This is a genomic window from Sediminibacterium sp. C3 (assembly GCF_000508085.1).
Lineage (GTDB): Bacteria > Bacteroidota > Bacteroidia > Chitinophagales > Chitinophagaceae > Sediminibacterium.
In genome coordinates this window covers 962104-984008 of sequence record NZ_KI669560.1, presented here as the reverse complement: position 1 = coordinate 984008, position 21905 = coordinate 962104, and the positions used below count along the sequence as shown (strand labels likewise).

Genomic DNA, 21905 nt, shown 5'->3' with positions numbered 1-21905 from the left:
TTTGGGTAAAACTTATTCTAACTTTAATGGAATCACCAGCACCATTTAAAATGAAACAATCCTATTCCTATGATACGGTAAGCGAAGCCATCAATGACCTTGCCAAACGGGGCTATACCCATGATTTCAATATTCATGAAGAACAGCATTGTTTAATATGCAATAACACCATGACTCAGTTATCGCCCGATGAATTTGAAATTACAGAAGTTTACAGGTTCGAAGGTGAAACAGATCCTGCAGACGAAATGATTTTGTATGCCATTGCTTCTTCCAAGCATGCAATCAAAGGAGTATTACTGAATGCCTATGGCATTTATGCGGATTCAACTACTTCAAGAATTGCAGAAAAACTAAAGAAAAGCGTGGCACTGGTTCAACCCATCAAAAGAGCTGAATACTTGAAAGAAATAAGCCGTGAACACCATCAGGGATTACTGCTTTGCTGGAAAATAAAGAGTGGGTTATCCAAAAAAATCCCGTTTGAAAGAATAAAATCTTATGCAAATTGGTTTTATGACGCTTACCTCTCAATTCATTTTCAAATAGAAGAAGAATACATCTTTCCCATATTGGGCATGCAACATCCATTAATTATAAAAGCAATGGAGGAGCACCAGACACTGAGAAACCTGTTTAAAGAAGAGAACGAACTGGAAAAGTCGCTGAAACAAATTATGCTTGACTTAGACAGTCATATAAGATTTGAAGAAAGAGTCCTTTTTAATCAAATTCAGGAAGCTGCAACGGAAGAACAGGTAGAACAAATGAATCAACACCATAATAGCAAGCCTTTTGTTGAAAATAACAAGGATCTATTTTGGACCTGAGGGGTAACGCTGAATACCTTAATTTCGCGTTTTAATTATCGTTGATACCATGACCATCAGTTATAACTGGCTTTGCGAATATTTACCAGAAGCAATAGAACCTGCTCAATTATCTAAAATATTAACTTCCATTGGTTTAGAAGTAGAAAGCCTTGAACGCTACGAAAAAGTGAAAGGGGGATTGCAAGGGGTTGTTATTGGAGAAGTTTTAACCTGTGAGCAACATCCCAATGCTGACAAGCTGAAATTAACTACCATCAATATTGGTACAGATACTCCTTTAAAAGTAGTATGCGGGGCATCGAATGTGGCGGCTGGTCAGAAAGTGGCCGTAGCAACCATTGGTGCTACCATCTATCCCATGAACGGTGAGCCAATGACCATGAAAGCTGCCAAAATAAGAGGGGAAGAAAGCCAGGGAATGATTTGTGCGGAAGATGAACTGGGACTGGGTTACAGTCATGACGGGATTATGGTTTTACCAGAAGAATGCGTTCCCGGCACTCCTGCCGCTGAATACTTTAAGCCTTATAGTGACTATATATTCGAAATTGGTTTAACCCCCAACCGAATGGACGCTATGAGCCATTTGGGCGTTGCCAGAGATGTGGCCGCTTATTTAACCCATCACCAGAAAGAGACCCGTGTTAAACAACCTTACAGTAATGGGTTCAAGGCAGATAATCAGGATGCTCCTGTAAAAGTAAGCATTGAAAACACCGAAGATTGTCTTCGCTATGCAGGCATTACCATCACGGGAGTCAGGGTTGCACCATCCCCTGAATGGCTGGTGAATAAATTGACTGCTATTGGTGTAAGAAGTATTAATAATATCGTAGACGTTACAAATTATATATTACACGAAACCGGACAACCGCTGCATGCATTTGACCTGAAAGCAGTTACCGGAAATGAAATCATCGTTAAAAACCAACCAACGGGTACAAAATTCATAACCCTGGACGATAAAGAAAGAAGTTTACATGCAGAGGATCTCATGATTTGCAATGCTTCGGAAAGCATGTGCATTGCAGGTGTTTTCGGAGGGAGCAAAAGTGGTGTGACCAATGAAACCACTGCCATTTTCCTTGAAAGTGCCTGTTTCCACGCTACCACTATCCGCAAGACTTCTATGCGTCATGGTTTAAGAACCGATGCAGCTACCCGTTTCGAAAAAGGAATTGATATATCCAATACCGTTAACGTACTAAAGCGTGCGGCTTTGTTAATTAAAGAAGTGGCAGGGGGATCTATTTCCTGTGATTTGATTGATATATATCCTGATCCAAAGCCAAAAACAACGGTTACGATTAAAAATCATTACCTGAAAAAACTAAGTGGTAAAAATTACCACGCAGATAAAGTAAAAAGAATTCTTACTGCATTGGGATTTGAGATTGCCAAGGAAAGCCTGGATGAGTTAATGGTGGAAGTGCCATACAGCAAACCGGATATCAGCATTCCCGCAGATATAGTGGAAGAGATTTTGCGAATTGATGGTCTCGACAATGTTGAAATACCAACTATGATCAGCATTAGCCCATCTGTAGAAAAACTGGGAATTAAAGAAAACCTTAAAGAAAAAATCTCTGGCTTCCTGGTAGGAAAGGGATTCACTGAAATTCTGACCAACTCTATAACCAACAGTAAATATTTTGATGAGAAGGTATCTGCTCATACAGTTAAAATGATCAATAACTTAAGTGCAGAGCTGGATGTACTGCGTCCTTCCATGCTGGAGAGCGGCCTTGAAACCATTGCCTATAACGTAAACCGTAAAAACAGCAATCTGCAAATGTTCGAATTTGGAAAGACCTATGCGGTAGACGGAGAAGGCTTTAAAGAAACGGAACACTTCTGCTTATTTGCAACAGGTAACCATATGGATCAGGGATGGAGAAATCAGGCTGTACCGGTTGACTTTTACAGAATGAAGGGATTGGTTACCGCACTCTTACAATGGTGTGGTTTAAGCAATATTTACTTTGAGGAAGAAGCTGATGCAATTGTGCGAATATTTGCCAACAAACAACAGTTGGGCACATTACAGAATGTACCATCCGCAAAGCTCAGTCAATTCGATTTAAAGCAATCCGTCTACTTTATAGACCTTCCATTTGATATGCTGCTTTCTGCCATTCAGAAAATCAAGGTAGTATACAAAGAGGTAAACAAATTCCCATTGGTGCAGAGAGATCTTGCACTGGTTGTGAACAAACAAATCCGATACGAACAAATAGAAAAAACAGTTCAGGGATTAAAGATTTCCAAGTTGAAACAGATGAATCTATTTGACGTATTTGAAAGCGAAAAATTAGGTGCCGATAAAAAATCAATGGCCATTAACTTCGTGTTCTCAGATGACAGCAAAACCCTGACAGATACAGAGATTGACAGCATGATGAACAAGCTCATCAAGGGTTTTGAAAAGGAAATCAATGCAGAAATCAGAAAATAAAGCCTAATTTTCTACCATGTCTTTGCTAAACCAACATATTGCCGAACTACAGGAAAAGCTGCAGACTTTACTGAAAGCCTATCGTCAGTTGGTATTGGAAAATCAACGCCTGGAAAAAGAGCTGACCGAGTTAAGACAATTACAGGTGAGCAATACCCATGCACTTTCGGCTTTGGAACAAAAACTGGCTGCGGCAAGAATCACCAGTGGCACCTGGGACCCGCAGGAAAAACTTAAATTGCAAAAACAAATAGACAGTTACCTAAAGGAAATAGATAAATGCCTTGCGTTGCTGCACGCTTAACACTATGTCAGAATTAATCCCCGTAAATATTGTTGTTGCCGACCGGACTTACCGCCTGAAAATTGAGGCGGAAGACGAGGAAATGGTGCGCAAAACCGCACAAACCATCAATGAAAAAATACTGGAATTCAGAACCAGTTTTGCAGGGAAAGACATGCAGGATTACCTGGCTATGGTTTTATTATGGTTTACCACCGAACAAAAAGAACATTCTCAGTTGGCCTTACTGGCAGATGAAACAGCCAAACAGGTGAAAGAAATGGTGCAATCGATTGATAATGCACTGAAAGAGAACGGATAATTTAGCTTTCTATTCAAAAATCTCCTATCTTCTTGTTATCTTCGTAGCAAGTCAATTACTTATTATATTAAAATGAGATTTGATTGCATTAATAGAATTGTGAACGTTTTAAACCCTTGCCAAAGACATGGATCCTATAATTTATGTAATTATATCAGCGGTAGTTGCCCTTGTGGTGGGCATTATAGCGGGTAAATTTATTTTCGCGAAAGACACGAAGAAACAGGTAGAAGAAGCCGAATTACAAGCCCAAACCATCTTAAAAGAAGCAGAACTAAGAGCGGAAACCATTAAAAAGGAGAAGCAATTAGAAGCAAAAGAGCGTTTTGTACAGTTGAAATCGGAGCATGAGCGCGAAGTAAACGACAGAAACCGTAAAATCAGTGAAGCCGAAAACCGCATAAAACAGAAAGAAATCTCCATTAATCAGAAAGAAGCCAGCCTTGAAAAGCAGGTGAAGGAGAATGATGCCATTAAGGAAAACCTGAATCGTCAGATTGAATTGGTTAACCAGAAGCGCACAGAACTGGAAAAACACCAGGAAGAACATATCCGCCGCTTAGAAAAAGTGGCTGGATTAACCGCAGAAGATGCAAAAACCCAGTTGATTGAGAGCTTGAAGCAGGAAGCCCATACACAGGCCCTTGCTCTTCAGCAGGAAATTATTGAAGACGCCAAGCAGAAAGCCAATAAAGAAGCCCGCAAGATTGTTATTCAATCCATTCAGCGTACAGCAGCTGAACAGACCATTGAAAATACCGTTACCGTATTTAACCTTGAAACCGATGAAATCAAGGGACAGATTATTGGTAGAGAGGGCCGTAATATCCGCGCCATTGAAGCTGCAACCGGAGTTGATTTAATTGTGGATGATACGCCGGAAGCCATTATCCTCAGCAGTTTTGATCCACTCAGAAGAGAAATTGCCCGATTGAGTTTGCAGCGTCTGGTATCCGATGGTCGTATCCACCCCGCCCGTATTGAGGAAGTGGTAGAAAAAACCCGTCGTCAGTTAGAAGAGCAGGTAATGGAAATTGGGGAGCGTACCGTGATTGAAATGGGCATCCATGGCTTACATAAGGAGTTAATCAGAATCGTAGGTAAAATGCGTTTCCGTTCTTCCTACGGCCAGAACCTGTTGATGCACAGCCGTGAAACAGCCAATTTATGTGGGATTATGGCTGCCGAATTAGGCATGAACCCCAAATTAGCCAAGAGAGCGGGTTTACTGCACGATATTGGTAAGGTTCCGGACGAAGAAACCGAACTAAGCCACGCACTTTTAGGGGCTAAATTAGCCGAGAAATACGGGGAAAACCCTGCGGTGGTAAATGCGATTGGCGCGCACCACGACGAAATGGAAATGTTATACGTGATTTCTCCGATTGTTCAGGCCTGCGACGCCATCAGTGGTGCAAGACCTGGTGCCAGAAGGGAAATTATGCAGCAATACCTGCAAAGAATCAAGGATCTGGAGAACCTTGCCACTGCTTATCAGGGAGTGGAAAAAGCCTACGCAATTCAAGCCGGACGTGAGTTACGCGTGATTGTAGAAGCCGATAAGGTATCCGATGTAGACAGCGATAAGCTGAGCTTTGAAATTGCACAGAAAATTCAAACAGAAATGACCTATCCGGGTCAGATTAAGGTAACTGTAATCAGGGAAAAAAGAGCCGTAAACGTTGCCAGATAGAAATTTCTGGAAAATTTGCGTTTTTTAAAATATTCCCATTACCTTTGCCGTCCGATAAAAAATAATGTTATGCAGGCAGCAGTACAGTTTGTTCACGAACAATTAACCGCTAAGAAAGAGTTACCTAGCTTTAAAGCTGGAGATAATGTAACCGTAAACTATAAGATTGTAGAAGGTGGAAAAGAGCGTATCCAGTCTTTCCGCGGAGATGTTATTAAATTACAAGGTGTAGGAGCTACTGCTTCATTTACCGTTCGTAAAATCTCTGATGGAGTTGGTGTTGAGCGTTTGTTTCCAATGTCGTCTCCAAACATTGATTCTGTAGTATTGAACAAGAAAGGTAAAGTACGTCGTGCTAAGCTTTTCTACCTACGTGAAAGAAGCGGTAAGAGCGCACGTATTAAAGAAAAACGTTTTTAGTATTCTAATAAATTGCTTAAAAAAGCGCCCCGAAACCTCGGAGCGCTTTTTTTATTGGCTGAATCGTATACATTTGTCTTAACTTTACAGCAATAAAAAATATACTATGGGAAGTTTAGGTTTTCAGGAATTACTCATCATTGGTGTAGTAATCCTAGTAATGTTTGGCGGAAGAAAAATTCCTGAATTCATGAGAGGTCTTGGAAAAGGAATCCGTGAGTTTAATGATGCCAAGAACAACGTGAAAAAAGAATTAGAAGAAGGCATTAAAGAAAAAGACAGTACACCAGCATAATGTTTGATTATACTTCAATCAAAGCATTTCATACAGCATTGCAAAACGGCCAAACCACGTGTGTGGAGGCCGTTCTTTTTTATACCCAGGCCATCCGGGAGCAGGCGCATTTAAATGCCTTCCTGGAACTGTATGAAACAGAAGCCCTTCAGAGAGCAAAGGAATTGGATGCAGCAGCCGTTTCCGGCAATCTTACCGGCCCTTTACACGGGGTTGTAGTAGGATTAAAGGACGTTATTGCGCATAAGGGTCATACCCTTACTGCCAGCTCTAAAATGCTCAGTAATTTTCAATCTCTATACAACGCAACTGCTACTCAAAAATTATTAGATGCCGGGGCCATCATTATTGGTCGTCAGAACTGTGATGAATTTGCCATGGGCAGCAGCAACGAAAATTCGGCCTTCGGTCCTGTTTTAAATGCAGCCGACAACACAAGGGTTGCCGGAGGTTCATCGGGGGGATCAGCAGTTGCCGTTCAGGCAGGTCTCTGCATGGTTAGCCTGGGCAGCGATACAGGTGGGTCGGTAAGACAGCCTGCAGATTTTTGTGGCATTATCGGTTTAAAACCCAGCTATGGCAGGATATCCCGCTATGGGTTAATTGCTTATGCATCCTCTTTTGATCAAATTGGTATTTTTTCTACAAGCCTGGAAGATGCGGCCCTTGTTTTAGAAGTAATTGCAGGACCGGACGAATATGATAGCACGGTGGCACAGGAAGCGGTATTGCCTTACAGTAAGGCTATTTTAAAAGGGACTATAGCACCTGAAACCGCCAATATTTCAAATGAGTTATCTGAAGAAAAAATAGCTCATGCTGCAAAGAAATTTAAACTAGCTTATTTTAAGGAAGCCCTTGAACATCCATCTTTAGATAAAAATATTCAGGAACAAACCCTGGCTTATTTTGAAAGATTGAAGCAGGAAGGACATACCGTAACAGCTATAGACTTTAGCTTACTTGAATATGTTGTACCCACTTACTATGTTTTAACAACAGCAGAAGCTTCCAGCAATTTGTCCCGATACGATGGAGTTCGCTACGGACATAGAACGGCTGCAACAGGAAATGATTTAACAGAAATGTACAAAGCTTCAAGGTCGGAAGGTTTTGGTGAAGAAGTGAAAAGAAGAATCTTACTTGGCACATTTGTATTGAGTGAAGGATTTTATGATGCGTATTTTACCAAAGCCCAACAGGTAAGACAATTGCTGAAGCAACAGACCAATAGCATCTTTCAGGAATTTGATGCCATACTCTCTCCTACCGTTCCTTCACCCGCATTTAAAATTGGTGAAAAAACAAATGATCCTATTGAAATGTTCCTTGGAGATATTTATACGGTATATGCCAATCTGGTAGGAATACCAGCCATCTCATTGCCCTTGTTTACTCATACCAATGGCATGCCTTTTGGTTTACAAGTGATGACGCGTTCTTTTGATGAAATGGGTCTTATACAATTGAGTGCCCGATTGATGGAGCTTAAGTCATGAGAAAAATTATTTTTTTTATACTCATAGGATTATTTGCAACTGGCTTACAGGCGCAAAAAGACAGTACTATTGATAAATTTGGCTTCAAATCTCTATTTAAAACCCGTTTTGACCCCACTAAACCCTATGCCGTACAACTGAATCCCAGAGCGGTTTCCTTTGTGCAGGAATATATGAAGAGGCATAGTAAGTCTTTGGAAAAAATGAAACAATGGGGTAAGCCCTATTTTGATTTATACGAAGGGGTACTTACACAATATGGTATTCCTAAGGAGATGAAATACCTGAGTGTGATTGAAAGTAATTTGGGAGCAGGGGTAGTATCCTGGGCGGGAGCAGCAGGTCCCTGGCAGATCATGGATTTTGAAGCCAAACGATTTGGCTTGAGTGTGCGCAATCCGGATGAACGAATGGATTATAACAAGAGCACTCATGTAGCTGCTAAAATCATGAGGGAATTATATACAGAATTTAAAGACTGGTTATTGGTTGTTGCCGGATATAATGGAGGAGCAGGAAGGGTTAAACAGGCCATCCGCAAAACTGGTAGCAGGGATTTCTGGCAATTACAATATCACTTGCCCGAAGAAACCCGTAATCACGTAAAGAAATTTATTGCCACCCATTATGTAATGGAAGGCAGTGGTGGATGGACAACCATGACAGCTGCAGAAACAAAGGTTCACCAGGAAAATATTATGCTTCATGGAGATACCCGTCAGTTAAGTGCAGAAGAAATCAATAACAGCTCGGAACTGGAAGTGACAGGAAGATATCAGGCGCTGATAATAGCCAATGAACTGAGTCTGGACATTCAGCAATTCAACCGCTGGAATCCGGGGTTTGAGAAAGCATTAGCAGCGGGTAAAACCTATCAGATGCGATTACCCAAAGAAAAAGTAGCTGCATTTGAAGCTAAGAAGCAGGCATTGCTGGCAGCTTCACTCAGAGCCTTGCTGCAGGCATACTAATTGTTGCTGCCAACAAAATAAATGATGGCACAACTATTCTAATTCACAACCTTATCGGCACAACAACTACTGGCAAAAGCTTCTGGCTTTGCTTTGAAGGCAAAACCCATTCCCAAAATATAACCCATGGCTTCGCGCAAAGCATCGTTACTTTTAAACATGGGATTGGTATTGATATCGGCATGCACTTCCATTTCAATATGATACTCAATAAACAAATGGCAGAGCTCATAGGCAATTTCAATGCTCTTGGCCACTTCAGTCAGCATCCTTTCTTTTAAATGAAATTTTTGCTTGGTCTTTTCATTGTGGATGTACATAAAGCCACCACTGTGTTCTCTTAAAAAAACAATGACGGTGGCAAACTCTGTGTCATCCCCTTTAACCTGGCTGTCAGTGCCAATACAAACTTTGAGTTTGGTGCCATTTTCGGTTTCCCTTTTAATGGCTTCTTCAACTGCCTCTTTAATGGGCAGGTGGATGTTTTCTCCATTGAATTTTCTCCAATGCATAAAATAGGGTTTTCTGAAGTTACCAAGGAAAACCGCTTATCCAGCCTATTCTGCATGAACTTATTATTAACAGTGGTGGATAAAGCCCCATACAATAACTTTGCTCCACCATGAAATTACTCCTCCAATATTTAAAGCCCTATAAATGGTTAATTGCTTTAGCGCTCTTGCTGGCAGCTATTAATCAGAGTTTCAGCATGTTAGATCCTTACTTCTTTGGAAAGTTGCTAGACCAGTATGGCATGCATCCTTTGCAAAAGGGATACTTTAACGAACAAAAACAATTCATAGCTACAGGCACCAGAACTGAATCAGAATTTATCTGGGGAGTCCTTGGATTTTTAGCTATCCTTATCAGTGTGGCAATGGTCTCAAGAATTGCCAAAGCATTTCAGGATTATTGCAGCAATGTAATCGTACAAAAATTCGGGGCAAAGATTTTTACAGATGGATTAAAACATTCCATGCAATTGCCTTACCAGGAATTTGAAGACCAGCGAAGTGGGGAAACACTTTCTATTCTTTCAAAAGTAAGAACGGATACAGAACGATTTATCATTGCCTTTATCAATGTGCTGTTCAGTATTTTGGTGGGTATTGTGTTTATCTCTGTTTACTCATTTCGTTTACATTGGAGCATCATGCCCATTTATGCTGTGGGCATTGTAATGTTATCAATGCTTACCAGCTTTTTGAGCAAGCGCATCAAAGCCATACAGAAAGACATTGTAAAAGAGACCACAACACTAGCAGGAACTACAACAGAAAGTTTACGCAATATTGAATTGGTAAAAAGTCTGGGCTTGACAGAACAGGAAATAGGCCGATTGAATAAAAATACCTACAAGATTCTGGGGCTGGAATTACGCAAAGTAAAAAGCATTCGGTCTCTGAGTTTTGTGCAGGGCACTTTTGTCAACTTCCTTCGTCAGGTAATTATGTTTACCCTTTTATGGCTGGTTTTTCAGGGAAAACTAACAGCCGGTGAAGTAATGACCCTAACTTTTTATTCCTTCTTTATTTTCGGCCCTTTACAGGAAATTGGAAATATCATTTTAAGCTATCGGGAAGCAGAAGCTTCTTTAAATAACTTTCATAATCTGATGCAAAAGCCATCGGAACCCAGACCAGCACATCCAACACCTATCGGAAATATCAGCACCCTGGCATTTCATGATATCCGTTTTAAACATCAGTCGGCACAGTTCAGTGCCTTGGATGGCATTTCATTTGAAGTGAAAAAAGGGGAAACCATTGCCTTTGTTGGACCCTCCGGTGCAGGCAAGAGTACATTGGTAAAACTGCTGGTAGGATTGTACCATACCCAGGAAGGAACAGTAACTTATAATGGTGTAGACGGTCATGCCATTGATATGGAAGAATTGCGCAATCAGATTGGTTTTGTAACACAGGACACCCAATTGTTTGCAGGCACTATCAAGGAAAACTTATTGTTCGTTGCCCCTGAGGCGGATGATGCCGCTGTGATTGCTGCCCTGGAAAAAGCCAGTTGTGCTCCCCTATTGGCCAAGGCCCAAAAAGGTATTGATTCTATGATTGGAGAGGGGGGATTAAAGCTGAGCGGGGGCGAGAAACAACGATTGTCCATTGCACGCGCCCTGATCAGACAGCCCAAATTGCTGATTTTTGATGAAGCCACTTCCGCACTGGATAGCATCACCGAAGAAGAAATCACCAATACCATCCGGAGCATTTCTGCCTTAAAAGAGCAGATTACCATCATGATTGCCCACCGCCTAAGCACCATTATGCACGCCGACCGTATTTATGTACTAGAAAAGGGTAAAGTGGTGGAAACAGGAAGCCATGCTGAACTTTTAGCAGAGAAAGGATTGTATTATGCCATGTGGAGACAGCAAATTGGGGAAAGGAAGTAAAATCTGCAAATAAAAAACCAGCCGCTTTGATTGTTAATTCCCCCCGGTTATTAAAAATCTTGGCGACTGGCCTTTATTAGAATCAAATAACGCAGAAAATAGGGGGCGAATAGGTAAAAAGGTTAAGGGATTGGTGATTAAATAGGTTATTTCCTATATTTTACATCAGAATTTTACAAATCATTCTATTCTGATGCGAAAACCAATCTGCTCACTGATTATTTTTTTGGTAGCAATATGCGCATATTCCCAGGAAATAGATAGTGTACTAACCACCCCTAATTCACCTTTTTTTACCGATCTGATATCCAAAAAGGGTGAAATTCAGCCCTTGAATTCCCCTGACTATCCCTTTATTAAACCTCAGTCGTCCTGGTTAAAAACCCGTAAGTTCCAATTTTTTAAACTTGGGTCTGATTTATATCTACATTTTAATGGCTCTGGCTTACTGTACCAGCTTGAAAATCCCAATGATGACCTTTTGCAGTTCAAACGAATAGATGATACTGAAAACTATAATTACAATATTGATGCTTTGGTTTTTACGTATAAAAAAGATATTTATAATATTGGGGGATATGGATTCTGGCAATCAACAGGCGTTCTTAGAAAATACAATACAAAAGACCTGGAATGGGATGCGGAACCCGTAAATAAAGAAATCCATTTGCCTTATGCCAATAAATTGGGGGGGGTCCGGACAACTCTCCTGGTTCAACTCAAAAAAGCAAGAATTGTATATCCCCTATCAAACAATTATTAATGAAGGTTTAATAAAAGAACAGGATTTTGAAGTAAATAAGAAAGAATCGTATCGATTTAATTTAAAAACCAAAGAATGGGAGGAGTTAGGGAATATCAATGATGATTATTACCATCTGCTTCAAAATGCCAAATGGATTATTGGAACTGACTCCGGACAAATCATTTGCTATAACCATAAAGCCTATCAAATCCATTATGGAGAAAATGAAATAAAAATTAATGATAATCCGGGCTTTGTACAGAGCTTAGAAAGGATTAACAGTTATCATCTTGCTTATTACCATCATCAGCATATTTATTATTTAAATGGATTTAACTGGCAATACGACTCTGTAAGTGTTGCTTCATCCAACTTTAAAAATTCGGGGATGAAAATCTGGAACAAAAAGGAAGCGCCATTCCTTTTGTAGTTCCAATAGTCCTTCTCGCAGGAGCTGCCGTTGTAAGAAGAAAGCTAAACAAGGAGAAAAAAACAGCAGAAAAAATAAGTGAAGCGATTACAAAAACGGAATCTCCCTCTCTATCCAACGGACATGGTAAAATTTCACCTTCTATCCGTTTCAGTGAAACAGAGAAGCAACTGATCAAGTTGTTTCTGGAAAAAAGTAAGAAGGGGGAAAATACTACTATTGCAGAAATAAATTATGTGTTAGGCATTAAAGACAAGAATGTTGGACTACAAAAAAAGGTAAGAAGTGAAGTAATGAATAGTATTAACGAGAAATTCAGCTTTCTTTACCCTAACCATAAACAGTTGATTGGCAATACAAGAAGCCAGGAAGACAAACGCTATTTTGAATACTATGTAGAAGAGCAAAATTTTGGGCTCATTGAAACAGTATTGACAGGTAAAACCTTGTCTTAGTCCTTTTCGAATTTACTTTTAATGTACTCTATTACGGTAGGGTCTTCCAATCCCTCCATATCGCTTAGTTCAAGTTCTAATGCTCTTGTACTTAATTGTATTTCCCAAAGTGAAATGGCTAAAGAAGACGAAAAGCTTAAAAGGCTAAATGCAAAAACCCAATGTGCCATTACCATCCATTCAACATAAATGAAATACATACAGATGATGCAGCTTAGGAATGCCATCACACCTAAAGCCTGCATTTGCTTAATTAATTTAATTCTGAATCGCAGATTCTTGATTTGACCATGTATATTGGGTTTATTGTCTGTCTTTTCTAATTTGTCGTGTAAACTTCTGACACGGTTGGCTAAAGCAAGAAAGCGATTGGTATAAGCCAACATAATTAAGCTTATTGCAGGAAATAATAGCGCAGGTGTATTGATACTGATGTCCATATTGTTCAAGTTACAAAATTAAAAATTAAACATATTTAGTTATTCTAACTAACATATATAAACTAAGGATTTTATATTCTGTTAGTGTAGTATGAATACTACACTCAACCGTCATTTCAACAAAAAAATCAGAAGCTGCATTAGTGTTATAAAATCTATCTTGCTAAAACTAAACGAAATAAAATTTCGTTTATTGATATAGTTAGCCCCCCCGGTTATGAAATGTTTTAAACTAGCTGTCTTATTGCTGTTAACAGTAAGTGTTAACGGTCAAATTGTTGAGCCTTTCACCCTCAACAGTACGGGTGGAAATTATGTATTTAGAGGCACCCCAACCATTCCCAATTTTAGCTTAATCTGGAGTGTAGGAGAATCTACCATGATTGAAACATTCTCTGTGAATGGAGGCATGTACCTATTAACACAAGGGGTATTACAACCTTTTATTCCAGAAGATTTACAAACCGTACCCATTAAAGGATGGAACAAGGATGAAGTTAAATACTATCCCAATCCGGTCAGCACACAATTGCAATTTGATTTATACAGCAGAGACACTGGAAGAGTAGTGCTTAGGGTATTAGACTTATTAGGTAATGTACATGGAGTAAGAGAATTCCAATACAACACATTACCCGTAAATCAAAAAATTGACTTTAGTAAATATGCATCAGGTCCTTATTATCTAATGCTTTCCTTATATAGCAATGGACAGTTAAAAAAACACGGTGTATTTAAATTGTTGAAACTACGGTAATTAAAATATTGAGTATGTGTAAGCGTTTATTGGTGCTTTTGATATTTGTTTTTGTAAGTGCAATGATGCGTATAGAAGCACAGCAACTGAATTACCAGGCTATCGCCAGAAATGCCAACGGGGTTGCTTTAACATTCAGAGATGTAGGCATACGTCTTTCTATCAGAGATGGATCTCAGACAGGGTCCATTGTTTATTCTGAAACTAGGAATGTAAGAACCAATCAATTTGGTCTGTTTACTGTTGTGATCGGCAGTCCGGGTGCCAGTAATGTATTGGGTAGCATGGCTTCTATCAACTGGATCAGCGGGAACAAATATTTACAGGTTGAAATAGATCCGGAAGGAGGCAACAATTATTTTCAGGCCGGCACGTCACAACTTCAGGCAGTGCCCTATGCGCTTTTTGCGAATGCAGCCTACCCTGTTGGTCCTGCGGGCGGAGACCTGTTGGGATCCAACTATCCCAATCCCATCATTGCCCCACTTGCAGTAACAACGGGAAAGATTGCCAACCAGGCTATAACAACACCAAAAATTGCTGACTTAAATGTAACTACTGCCAAACTCGCCGATCAGGCAATTACCAATCCAAAAATTCAGGATAATACCATTGCTAATATAAAACTGGTAAACAGCAGAGTTACACTAAACGGACTGGTATTGAATTTAGGTGATGCACAGGATTTTGCAATTGGCACTACTGGAACAGACGTTAATATTATATCTGCAGGCAAAACGCATACCTTTAATTTTCCGGATGCGTCCATAGCCAACAGAGGTTTAATAACACCGAATGCACAAACCATTGGAGGGAATAAAACTTTCAACAACAATATAACCGCCGCCAGTTTTATCAAAGCAGGAGGCATAGCTGCACAGTTTTTAAAAGCGGATGGTTCAGTGGATAACAACACTTATTTAACTGCCAATCAGCCCATTATTGTAACAGCAACCGGAGATGCCACAGGTGTATCTACCAGTAGCGGAACAGCTCCTGTTTTACCTTTAACCCTGGCTACAGTAAACAGTGCTGTAGGAACTTTTGGGAATAATATAATGGTTCCATCCATTACGGTTAATAACAAAGGACTAGTGACAGATGTAATTGCAAATCCAATTGCAACTGCAACCGCAACAACCACTGGATTACTAACTGTAGGTGATTGGAATACTTTTAACAACAAACAAAACGCAATATCATTAGGTACATCAACCCAATACTTTCGCGGTGATTTAACATTGGGGAATTTTACAACGGATGTGAGAAATCAGTTAAGTGCCGGAACAAATATTACGTATGCGAATGGAAATATAGGATTGACCAATAATAGCGTTACATTGAATACCCTTCCATTGGCATTAGGGGGATCACAGAGCTTTGCAACAGGTAATACCGGAACAGACTTTAATATCAGTTCTGCAGGAACTGTTCACAGTTTCAATATTCCAACAGCCTCAGCAACAAATAGAGGTTTATTAAGCCAGGGTGATTTTTCTAATTTCAATGCTGCATTTGCCAGCAGAATTACAGGAGTTACAACAACAGGTTCAAGTGGTCCTGCAACGCTAAGTGGGAATGTGTTGAATATTCCGAATTACACATTGGCTGGATTAGGGGGAATTAGCAGTTCAACATCTTTGAATGGACTAGCATTATCGAATAATCAAACTTTTGTAAGTGGAAATACAGGTTCAGACTTTAACATTGTATCTTCAGGCACTACACATACATTCAATATTCCCAATGCATCTGCTTCAACGAGGGGGTTATTGTCTAGTGCAGATTGGAATACTTTTAATAGTAAGCAATCTGTAATAAATGGAACTGGTTATGGTAAATGGAATGGATCAACCATTAGTTTTAATTCTCAAATACCACTTGGTACTGATGTTTCCGGCACCCTACTAGCTGCAAACTTTGGTGCCCTTACAGGAGATGTTACAAATATTGCAGGCTCTTACACAACAACAATAGCAAATAATGCTATCACTAATGCTAAAATTGCTGATGGCGCAGTGACCAATACAAAGCTATCTAGTAATGGTAGTTTTACCTTAGGATCAACCAGTATTTCTTTAGGTGGAACAACTACTACAGTTGCAGGACTTACCTTATCGTCACCTACTATAAATACACCAGCTATTTACTATACTAATACCCCAACAGGACTTACGGCAGGAGCAAACACACAAGGAAGTCTACCCCTTACAAATGACATTAATATCATAACAACAGCAGCTGCATCATCTGCTGTTACTTTACCCACTGCCCAGGCAGGAAGACAAATAATAATTGTAAATAGAGGTGCTAATGCAATAAATGTTTTTCCTGCTGCCAGTGCTCAAATAAACTCATTAGGCACAAATGCAGCATTTTCAAATATTCCAGCCAATTCGTATGCAGAATTTTTTGCAACTTCCTCTACGCAGTGGTATTCTGCAAATAGCATTGCTTCATCAACATCCAGCTGGAATATTCTAGGAAATTCAGGAACTAGTGAAACAAACAACTTTATTGGAACAACTGATGCAAGAACATTGAAATTCAGAGTTGACAATACATTCGCAGGTCAAATAAATAAATCTCTAACAGTTGGTAACACAAGTTTTGGGTTTGATTCAAATGACTCAGATGGAACAGGAGATTTCAATTCTGCATTTGGCACACAAGCACTCAGAGCAATTACAGTTGGTCATCAAAATTCCGGCTTTGGTGCAGGCGCATTATCAAAAACAAACTCAGGCAACGACAATACTGCAGTTGGACAAGGTGCACTGTTGGAAAATTTAAGCGGAGATAACAATACTGGAATTGGTCAAGGAGCCCTGACTTTTAATAGCACAGGAACTAGCAATACAGCGCTTGGACAAGCTGCATTAAATTCAAATACAACAACATCAAATAATACAGCAGTGGGCAAATCTGCATTGTTTGCAAATGGAGGTTCAAATAATACTGGAATTGGGCATTTTGCTTTGATTTCTAATACAACGGGAAATGCAAATACTGCACTTGGACAAAACAGTTTAAGTTCAAATACAACCACACATAATAATACCGCCTTAGGTTTTGAAGCCCTAAAAAATACTACAAACAATGGAAATGTAGGTGTAGGATATAATGCAGGTGTTAATGCAACTTTTTCAAATTCTATTGCAGTTGGAATAAATTCAAATATTGGATCAGATAACGGAATTGCAATTGGAGCACCAGCAACAGTTGGAGCTTCTTCAGGTAATTCCATAGCAATCGGAACAAATGCAGGAACAACTGCTCAGCATAGTATTGCAATGGGTTCTTTATCTTCTGGAAGTGGAACCAGTTCTATAGCTATCGGACAGTCTGCAAACGCAAGTGCAACCAATGCAGTTGCAATTGGTAAAGACGCAACAAATTCAACAGCTAATACAATTCAACTTGGAGGTTCTGCCAATACTTTAGTCAATGCAACTGGTGCATTAACTGCAACAGGAAGAATAACTGGAACTGGTGCTAGATTTGCTTTTAGATCAACAAACGCAGCAACCACATTAACAATAAATGACTATTATTTGAAGGTAACGGCAAATGTGCAGATCACTTTACCCGATGCTACTACCCTACCTGGTCAAAAATTTGTAATTTTTAATGCTTCAGGTGGGTCATTCAATAATTTTAGCTTCAGTGGAGCACAAACTATTGTTGGAAATGGCTGGCTTGGTTTATTATCAGATGGTAGTGTAACACTTTTTAGTGATGGTTCAAATTGGCTAATCGAAGCAAAAAATTAAAAAACCGCACCCCATTCGGGGTGCGGCACTTCTAAATCTAAACAAACCAAATGAAACTACTTGAGTTTCCATTCCAATGGAACATGGATTCGGAGGGTAAAATTTCTTCCCATATTAAATACACCCATACGGCCTGTAACCATATTTTCAGCAGTGTATTTTAATCGGCTTAAATGATTCTGATAAGCTACATCAGCAATATTATTGGCAGCTGCATGTATCGTAAATAATGTTCTTCCCTTGCTCTGCACGTCTGCTCCTATCCCGAAATTCAGTAAGCTAAAACCTGGCGTTGCGGTTTCGGTATTATAAGCTGAGAAAATATTATTCTGCGCAAACACTCTGTCTAATTCCAGTTTCACATAAAAGTTTCTCAAAGATCCACTGGCTGCTTTTGCAAAATCTCCTCTTAATTCAGTGGTCCATCTTGCAGGTGGAATGAATGGCAAACGATTCACTCCTTCATAGCTTTCCTTGAATCTTCCTGCTACTACAGAGAAACTACTTGCCAGGTGCAACCAATCCAATGGATGCGGATGAATATCAATCTTCGATTCAAATCCATACAAGCGGGCTGCATTCTGTCTAAACTGGAATGCCATCAAGTCTTCTCCATCTTTGTTTACCAATGAATCACCACCAAACACACTATTCAACTTAGAATAGAAAATATAATTACTGATGCTGTTGTAGAAGGCACTTACCTGAAAATTAAAATGCTGTGTTCTTACTTCAACGCCCGCATCTGCCTGAATAGAAGTTTCATTTTTTAAATTTCTGTCACCATATTCATATCTGTTGGTTCCTTCGTGTGAGCCATTGCTTGCCAATTCAGTTACAGAAGGCGCTCTGTATCCTCTGGATACATTTGCTTTTAAAGTAACATTGTCGGAAGCCTGGTAACTCAAACCAATTGATCCACTCATATTACTGAAGTTTCGGTTAAAGGCTTCAAACTTTACTTCGGTTCCTTCTGTAAATCCATCACTGTTTAATCTTCTGTAATCTGCTCTGACTCCTCCGCTTAAAGTCAATTTATCATTGAATGTTTTGCGGGTGTAAAAGAACGCTCCTGCATCCAATAATCTATACTCGGGAATCAATACTTCCTCTGCTTTGTTCTGGTTCTGCTGTTGCATACCATTGATGCCCATACTGGTTTTCCAGCCATTCTTCTCTGCAAAATGATACTGCACATTATAGTTTACCGTCTTTAAATCAAAATACAATTCAGGAACTCCGGGTGCTTCGGGGTCTCCGAATTCCTTTCTTTGATTTCGCTGAAAGCCCACATTCAATTGTAGTCTCCCCGAACCCCAGGCTATATTATTGTCCAATGCAATTTTAAAATGATTGATGCCTTGTGAGGGGGCTTGTGCTTTTCTGTCTTTTAAATCCGCTTCTGTAGCAATCCTTTCCAATGCGGATCCGGCAAACAGTACAAACTTACCGGTGGCATCATCTCTGTCTCCTTCAATCATCCCAAAATTCTGGTTGAAATTGCTTACAAGTAAATGACTATAGCCCCACTTCTTGTTTACACCAATATATCCTCCGAAATTTCTTTCATTGAACTGGCTTCCCAATACACGGCCATCATATTTATTCTGGTAAGCATGGGCATTTTTAAATGAGCCATACAGATTCCAGTTGAAACCATTATTGGCATGTCCGAACCAGTTCAGATGATTACTGATTAAACCATTATTGCTGTTGGTTGCAACATGGTAATTGGCTTTCATTATGCCTCTTTCTACCGGCACATTCGAAATAATATTTACTACACCTCCCATACCATCACTTCCATACAACAAAGAAGCAGGTCCTTTTAAAATTTCCACTCGCTGCACACTGGCTTCATCAATCTCAATACCATGCTCGTCTCCCCATTGCTGTCCTTCCTGACGTACACCATCATTTATAGTGATAACCCTGTTATACCCCAATCCTCTGATGATAGGCTTACTTACGGCTGGTCCTGTGCTTAGCGCAGCAACACCCGGTACAATTCTGCTTAATGCATCAATAATATTCGTTCCACTACTTCTCTGCAAATCGGTTTTCTTCACTACTGAAATAGCCTGTGGATTCTGACTTAAACGAATGGCTGATGCAACCCCCGTTACGGTTACTGCCTCGTGTTCCACCACAGATGGTTTTAGCGCAATATTCAATTCCTGTGTTTTATCCACACGAATCGTTTTTAAAAAAGCACTGTAGCCCATAAAACTGACTTCCAGTAAATAAGTTCCGGAAGGGATTTCTGTAGTCTGATAAAAACCATCTACGCCTGTAATGGCCCCCGTTCTTAACTCATGAATATAAACGGAAGCTCCTACTAGTGGCTTTCCGCTTTCCGCGTCGGTTACTTTCCCCTTGATGGAACCATTTGCAAAAGCGGCAGTTGTAATCCAACCGCATAAAAACAAACTCAATACCAATGACTTCATAATATTATTTTTGCTACTTTGTTGCAAATATAATGGAGTCAATGATATTTTTACATCATTGTTGCATTTTTTCAAAAGATTTTTCCGGGGGGATTGCTACCGGACTTTCAGCATGGGGCGCACCTGCTGTACAGACAGGTTCTGAAAACGCGCATAATACACGCCTGTTGGCAAAAATCCACTGTTAAAAGTGACCGTATATGTGCCGGCCGGATATTCTTTATCCGTTAATACTGCTAATACTCTGCCACTGGTATCAATAATCTGAATCAGGGTATGTCCGCCTGCTGTTTTGAAAGTAATCACCGTGCTGGTGGTAAATGGATTCGGATAATTACTGATCAGTTGTTCAGTGGCCAATGGCTGAGGACGCTTGCATGCGGCGCCGCTTACCAATGGAAGATTCTGATAATTCTTCAACATGATTTGTTGCAGATCATTGTCGTCTACGCACAACCAGTTACTTAATAAAGTGGAATACACAGAACGAAAATCGTATTGAAAAGGAATATTGTCTCCCACTCCTACACTGGCACCAAAGTTGGGCGTATTACCGGTTACCCCTCCAATCACCTGCTTTCCAAAAACAAATACAGGCGCAGCTGCACCATGGTCTGTACCACTGCTTGCATTGCTTCTGATTCTTCTTCCAAATTCTGAGAATGTCATTCCCACTACTTTATCATCCACGCCCAAAAAAGCCAAATCGGTTTGGAAGGCCTTGATGGCATCACTCACTCTTCCCAACAATGTTGCATGGGTTCCGGATGTTGTATCGCCGTTGTTTACCTGTGATGCATGTGTATCAAAGCCTCCGGTGCTTACCATGTACACACGGGTTTGCAAGCCACCCTTTATTAAGCGTGCTACAATTTTTAACTGATCAGCCAAACTATTGTTGGTTGGATAAGTAGATTGCGTGGGCACTTTACTGGCAGCATCTTTAATTACGCTGGCGTACTGTTGTGTCTGCTGTGTGATCTGTCTTATATAGGTTAGCTCTTTACCGGCAGGAGTAGCAGGTGCCGGATCCTGTACCCCATTTATCAGGTTATAAAAATTGCTGGTATTGCTGATGCTCATGGCCATATTTACAGAGGGTCCCTGCATGGTTAAAGAAGTGGCCGATCCAATTTGTATGGCCAATGGATCTTTCATATTGGCATTGGGATAGCCCGTTGGGAAATTGGGATACTGATAATCCAAATATCTTCCTGCCCATCCACTGTTTACTACTGTACTGGAATCACTTGCACTCATCCAGATATCGGTTGCCCTGAAATGAGAGAAGCTGGGTTGCGGATATCCTACTGATTGAATGATATTTAATTTTCCTTCGTTGTATAAACTTTGCAATCCTGTCATGGATGGATGTAAACCAGCTTTGTCTACTCCGGTTAATTTCAACACTTTATTTTCAGGAATAAATATATTAGGTCTTGCATTGGCATAATTGGCAAAGTTCTCAATAGGCACAACCATGTTTAATCCATCATTGCCACCATTCAACTGAATGATGACTAGAATATGATCATTCTCTTCTGCCTGCATCTGCAGGGCTGCTGCAAAAACAGAAGAAGCACCAAATACTTTAAAAGAAAACCCACTCACCAATGATGGCAGCAATATACCTGCTGGCACTGTGTTTTTTAAGAAGTCTCTTCTTTTCATAGA

The 21905-nt window shown here is 40.0% G+C and carries 19 protein-coding genes; 15 read left to right on the top strand and 4 right to left on the bottom strand.

Translation table 11 applies throughout. The annotated features are described in order from the left end of the window. Positions 1 to 26: 26 nt before the first annotated feature. The 9 genes from F777_RS18140 to F777_RS15710 all read left to right on the top strand — a co-directional run bounded on the left by F777_RS18140 (position 27) and on the right by F777_RS15710 (position 8771). A complete protein-coding gene (locus tag F777_RS18140) occupies positions 27 to 830 on the top strand; it encodes a hemerythrin domain-containing protein (RefSeq protein WP_201767569.1) in 804 nt (267 codons plus the stop codon). 49 nt (positions 831 to 879) lie between these two features. After that, a complete protein-coding gene (gene pheT, locus F777_RS0104630) occupies positions 880 to 3288 on the top strand; it encodes a phenylalanine--tRNA ligase subunit beta (RefSeq protein WP_026751024.1) in 2409 nt (802 codons plus the stop codon). Positions 3289 to 3304: 16 nt separating this feature from the next. Beyond that, positions 3305 to 3592, top strand: coding sequence for a hypothetical protein (locus tag F777_RS0104625; protein WP_026751023.1), 288 nt, complete (start codon positions 3305 to 3307; stop codon positions 3590 to 3592). A gap of 4 nt (positions 3593 to 3596) precedes the next feature. Further along, complete coding sequence (locus F777_RS0104620; RefSeq protein ID WP_026751022.1) at positions 3597 to 3893, top strand: cell division protein ZapA; 297 nt, start codon at positions 3597 to 3599, stop codon at positions 3891 to 3893. A 127-nt stretch (positions 3894 to 4020) separates the two neighbouring features. Next, entirely contained in the window at positions 4021 to 5586 is a 1566-nt protein-coding gene (gene rny / locus F777_RS0104615; RefSeq protein WP_026751021.1) for a ribonuclease Y, read from the top strand. A gap of 69 nt (positions 5587 to 5655) precedes the next feature. After that, positions 5656 to 6006: a 50S ribosomal protein L19 gene (gene rplS, locus F777_RS0104610; RefSeq protein ID WP_026751020.1), complete on the top strand. Its 351-nt coding sequence runs from the start codon at positions 5656 to 5658 to the stop codon at positions 6004 to 6006. 106 nt (positions 6007 to 6112) lie between these two features. Further along, entirely contained in the window at positions 6113 to 6301 is a 189-nt protein-coding gene (locus tag F777_RS0104605; protein ID WP_026751019.1) for a Sec-independent protein translocase subunit TatA/TatB, read from the top strand. Continuing rightward, positions 6301 to 7800, top strand: coding sequence for an Asp-tRNA(Asn)/Glu-tRNA(Gln) amidotransferase subunit GatA (gatA, locus tag F777_RS0104600; protein ID WP_026751018.1), 1500 nt, complete (start codon positions 6301 to 6303; stop codon positions 7798 to 7800). Before F777_RS0104605 ends, gatA begins: the two co-directional genes overlap by 1 nt. Beyond that, positions 7797 to 8771 (top strand): lytic transglycosylase domain-containing protein, encoded by a 975-nt coding sequence (locus F777_RS15710; protein WP_051408428.1) that lies wholly within the window; start codon positions 7797 to 7799, stop codon positions 8769 to 8771. Before gatA ends, F777_RS15710 begins: the two co-directional genes overlap by 4 nt. A 38-nt stretch (positions 8772 to 8809) precedes the next feature. Here F777_RS15710 and F777_RS0104590 read toward each other — a convergent pair whose 3' ends face one another. Continuing rightward, positions 8810 to 9283 carry a ribonuclease H-like YkuK family protein gene (locus F777_RS0104590; RefSeq protein ID WP_026751017.1) on the bottom strand — a complete coding sequence of 158 codons (474 nt, stop codon included), beginning with the start codon at positions 9281 to 9283 and terminating at the stop codon, positions 8810 to 8812. A 110-nt stretch (positions 9284 to 9393) separates the two neighbouring features. Between F777_RS0104590 and F777_RS0104580 the strand changes: the two genes are divergently transcribed. The 4 genes from F777_RS0104580 to F777_RS0104565 all read left to right on the top strand — a co-directional run bounded on the left by F777_RS0104580 (position 9394) and on the right by F777_RS0104565 (position 12811). Continuing rightward, on the top strand, positions 9394 to 11181 hold the full coding sequence (locus F777_RS0104580) for an ABC transporter ATP-binding protein (RefSeq protein WP_026751016.1): 1788 nt from the start codon (positions 9394 to 9396) through the stop codon (positions 11179 to 11181). Positions 11182 to 11374: 193 nt separating this feature from the next. Then, a complete protein-coding gene (locus F777_RS0104575; RefSeq protein ID WP_026751015.1) occupies positions 11375 to 11944 on the top strand; it encodes a hypothetical protein in 570 nt (189 codons plus the stop codon). Then, on the top strand, positions 11916 to 12356 hold the full coding sequence (locus F777_RS0104570; RefSeq protein ID WP_026751014.1) for a hypothetical protein: 441 nt from the start codon (positions 11916 to 11918) through the stop codon (positions 12354 to 12356). Before F777_RS0104575 ends, F777_RS0104570 begins: the two co-directional genes overlap by 29 nt. A gap of 179 nt (positions 12357 to 12535) precedes the next feature. Beyond that, positions 12536 to 12811, top strand: coding sequence for a hypothetical protein (locus F777_RS0104565; RefSeq protein ID WP_026751013.1), 276 nt, complete (start codon positions 12536 to 12538; stop codon positions 12809 to 12811). On the opposite strand, the gene F777_RS0104560 is transcribed toward F777_RS0104565, so the two are convergent. Then, positions 12808 to 13251, bottom strand: a complete 444-nt coding sequence (locus tag F777_RS0104560) for a DUF2721 domain-containing protein (RefSeq protein ID WP_026751012.1) — start codon at positions 13249 to 13251, stop codon at positions 12808 to 12810. The genes F777_RS0104565 and F777_RS0104560 overlap by 4 nt on opposite strands. A gap of 217 nt (positions 13252 to 13468) precedes the next feature. On the opposite strand from F777_RS0104560, the gene F777_RS0104555 reads away from it, so the two are divergent. Together F777_RS0104555 and F777_RS0104550 are read left to right on the top strand one after the other, a co-directional pair. Next, entirely contained in the window at positions 13469 to 14008 is a 540-nt protein-coding gene (locus F777_RS0104555) for a T9SS type A sorting domain-containing protein (protein ID WP_026751011.1), read from the top strand. 14 nt (positions 14009 to 14022) lie between these two features. Continuing rightward, complete coding sequence (locus tag F777_RS0104550) at positions 14023 to 17781, top strand: beta strand repeat-containing protein (RefSeq protein ID WP_026751010.1); 3759 nt, start codon at positions 14023 to 14025, stop codon at positions 17779 to 17781. A 56-nt stretch (positions 17782 to 17837) separates the two neighbouring features. Here F777_RS0104550 and F777_RS0104545 read toward each other — a convergent pair whose 3' ends face one another. Both F777_RS0104545 and F777_RS0104540 read right to left on the bottom strand, forming a co-directional pair. Beyond that, a complete protein-coding gene (locus F777_RS0104545) occupies positions 17838 to 20231 on the bottom strand; it encodes a TonB-dependent receptor (protein ID WP_026751009.1) in 2394 nt (797 codons plus the stop codon). Positions 20232 to 20327: 96 nt separating this feature from the next. Then, positions 20328 to 21902, bottom strand: coding sequence for a DUF1501 domain-containing protein (locus F777_RS0104540; protein ID WP_026751008.1), 1575 nt, complete (start codon positions 21900 to 21902; stop codon positions 20328 to 20330). Positions 21903 to 21905 lie beyond the last annotated feature (3 nt).

Coding starts and splice junctions, on each gene's coding strand:
- F777_RS18140 (WP_201767569.1), top strand. CDS start 27: ATGGAATCACCAGCACCATTTAAAATGAAACAATCCTATTCCTATGAT.
- pheT (WP_026751024.1), top strand. CDS start 880: ATGACCATCAGTTATAACTGGCTTTGCGAATATTTACCAGAAGCAATA.
- F777_RS0104625 (WP_026751023.1), top strand. CDS start 3,305: ATGTCTTTGCTAAACCAACATATTGCCGAACTACAGGAAAAGCTGCAG.
- F777_RS0104620 (WP_026751022.1), top strand. CDS start 3,597: ATGTCAGAATTAATCCCCGTAAATATTGTTGTTGCCGACCGGACTTAC.
- rny (WP_026751021.1), top strand. CDS start 4,021: ATGGATCCTATAATTTATGTAATTATATCAGCGGTAGTTGCCCTTGTG.
- rplS (WP_026751020.1), top strand. CDS start 5,656: ATGCAGGCAGCAGTACAGTTTGTTCACGAACAATTAACCGCTAAGAAA.
- F777_RS0104605 (WP_026751019.1), top strand. CDS start 6,113: ATGGGAAGTTTAGGTTTTCAGGAATTACTCATCATTGGTGTAGTAATC.
- gatA (WP_026751018.1), top strand. CDS start 6,301: ATGTTTGATTATACTTCAATCAAAGCATTTCATACAGCATTGCAAAAC.
- F777_RS15710 (WP_051408428.1), top strand. CDS start 7,797: ATGAGAAAAATTATTTTTTTTATACTCATAGGATTATTTGCAACTGGC.
- F777_RS0104590 (WP_026751017.1), bottom strand. CDS start 9,283: ATGCATTGGAGAAAATTCAATGGAGAAAACATCCACCTGCCCATTAAA.
- F777_RS0104580 (WP_026751016.1), top strand. CDS start 9,394: ATGAAATTACTCCTCCAATATTTAAAGCCCTATAAATGGTTAATTGCT.
- F777_RS0104575 (WP_026751015.1), top strand. CDS start 11,375: ATGCGAAAACCAATCTGCTCACTGATTATTTTTTTGGTAGCAATATGC.
- F777_RS0104560 (WP_026751012.1), bottom strand. CDS start 13,251: ATGGACATCAGTATCAATACACCTGCGCTATTATTTCCTGCAATAAGC.
- F777_RS0104555 (WP_026751011.1), top strand. CDS start 13,469: ATGAAATGTTTTAAACTAGCTGTCTTATTGCTGTTAACAGTAAGTGTT.
- F777_RS0104550 (WP_026751010.1), top strand. CDS start 14,023: ATGTGTAAGCGTTTATTGGTGCTTTTGATATTTGTTTTTGTAAGTGCA.
- F777_RS0104545 (WP_026751009.1), bottom strand. CDS start 20,231: ATGAAGTCATTGGTATTGAGTTTGTTTTTATGCGGTTGGATTACAACT.
- F777_RS0104540 (WP_026751008.1), bottom strand. CDS start 21,902: ATGAAAAGAAGAGACTTCTTAAAAAACACAGTGCCAGCAGGTATATTG.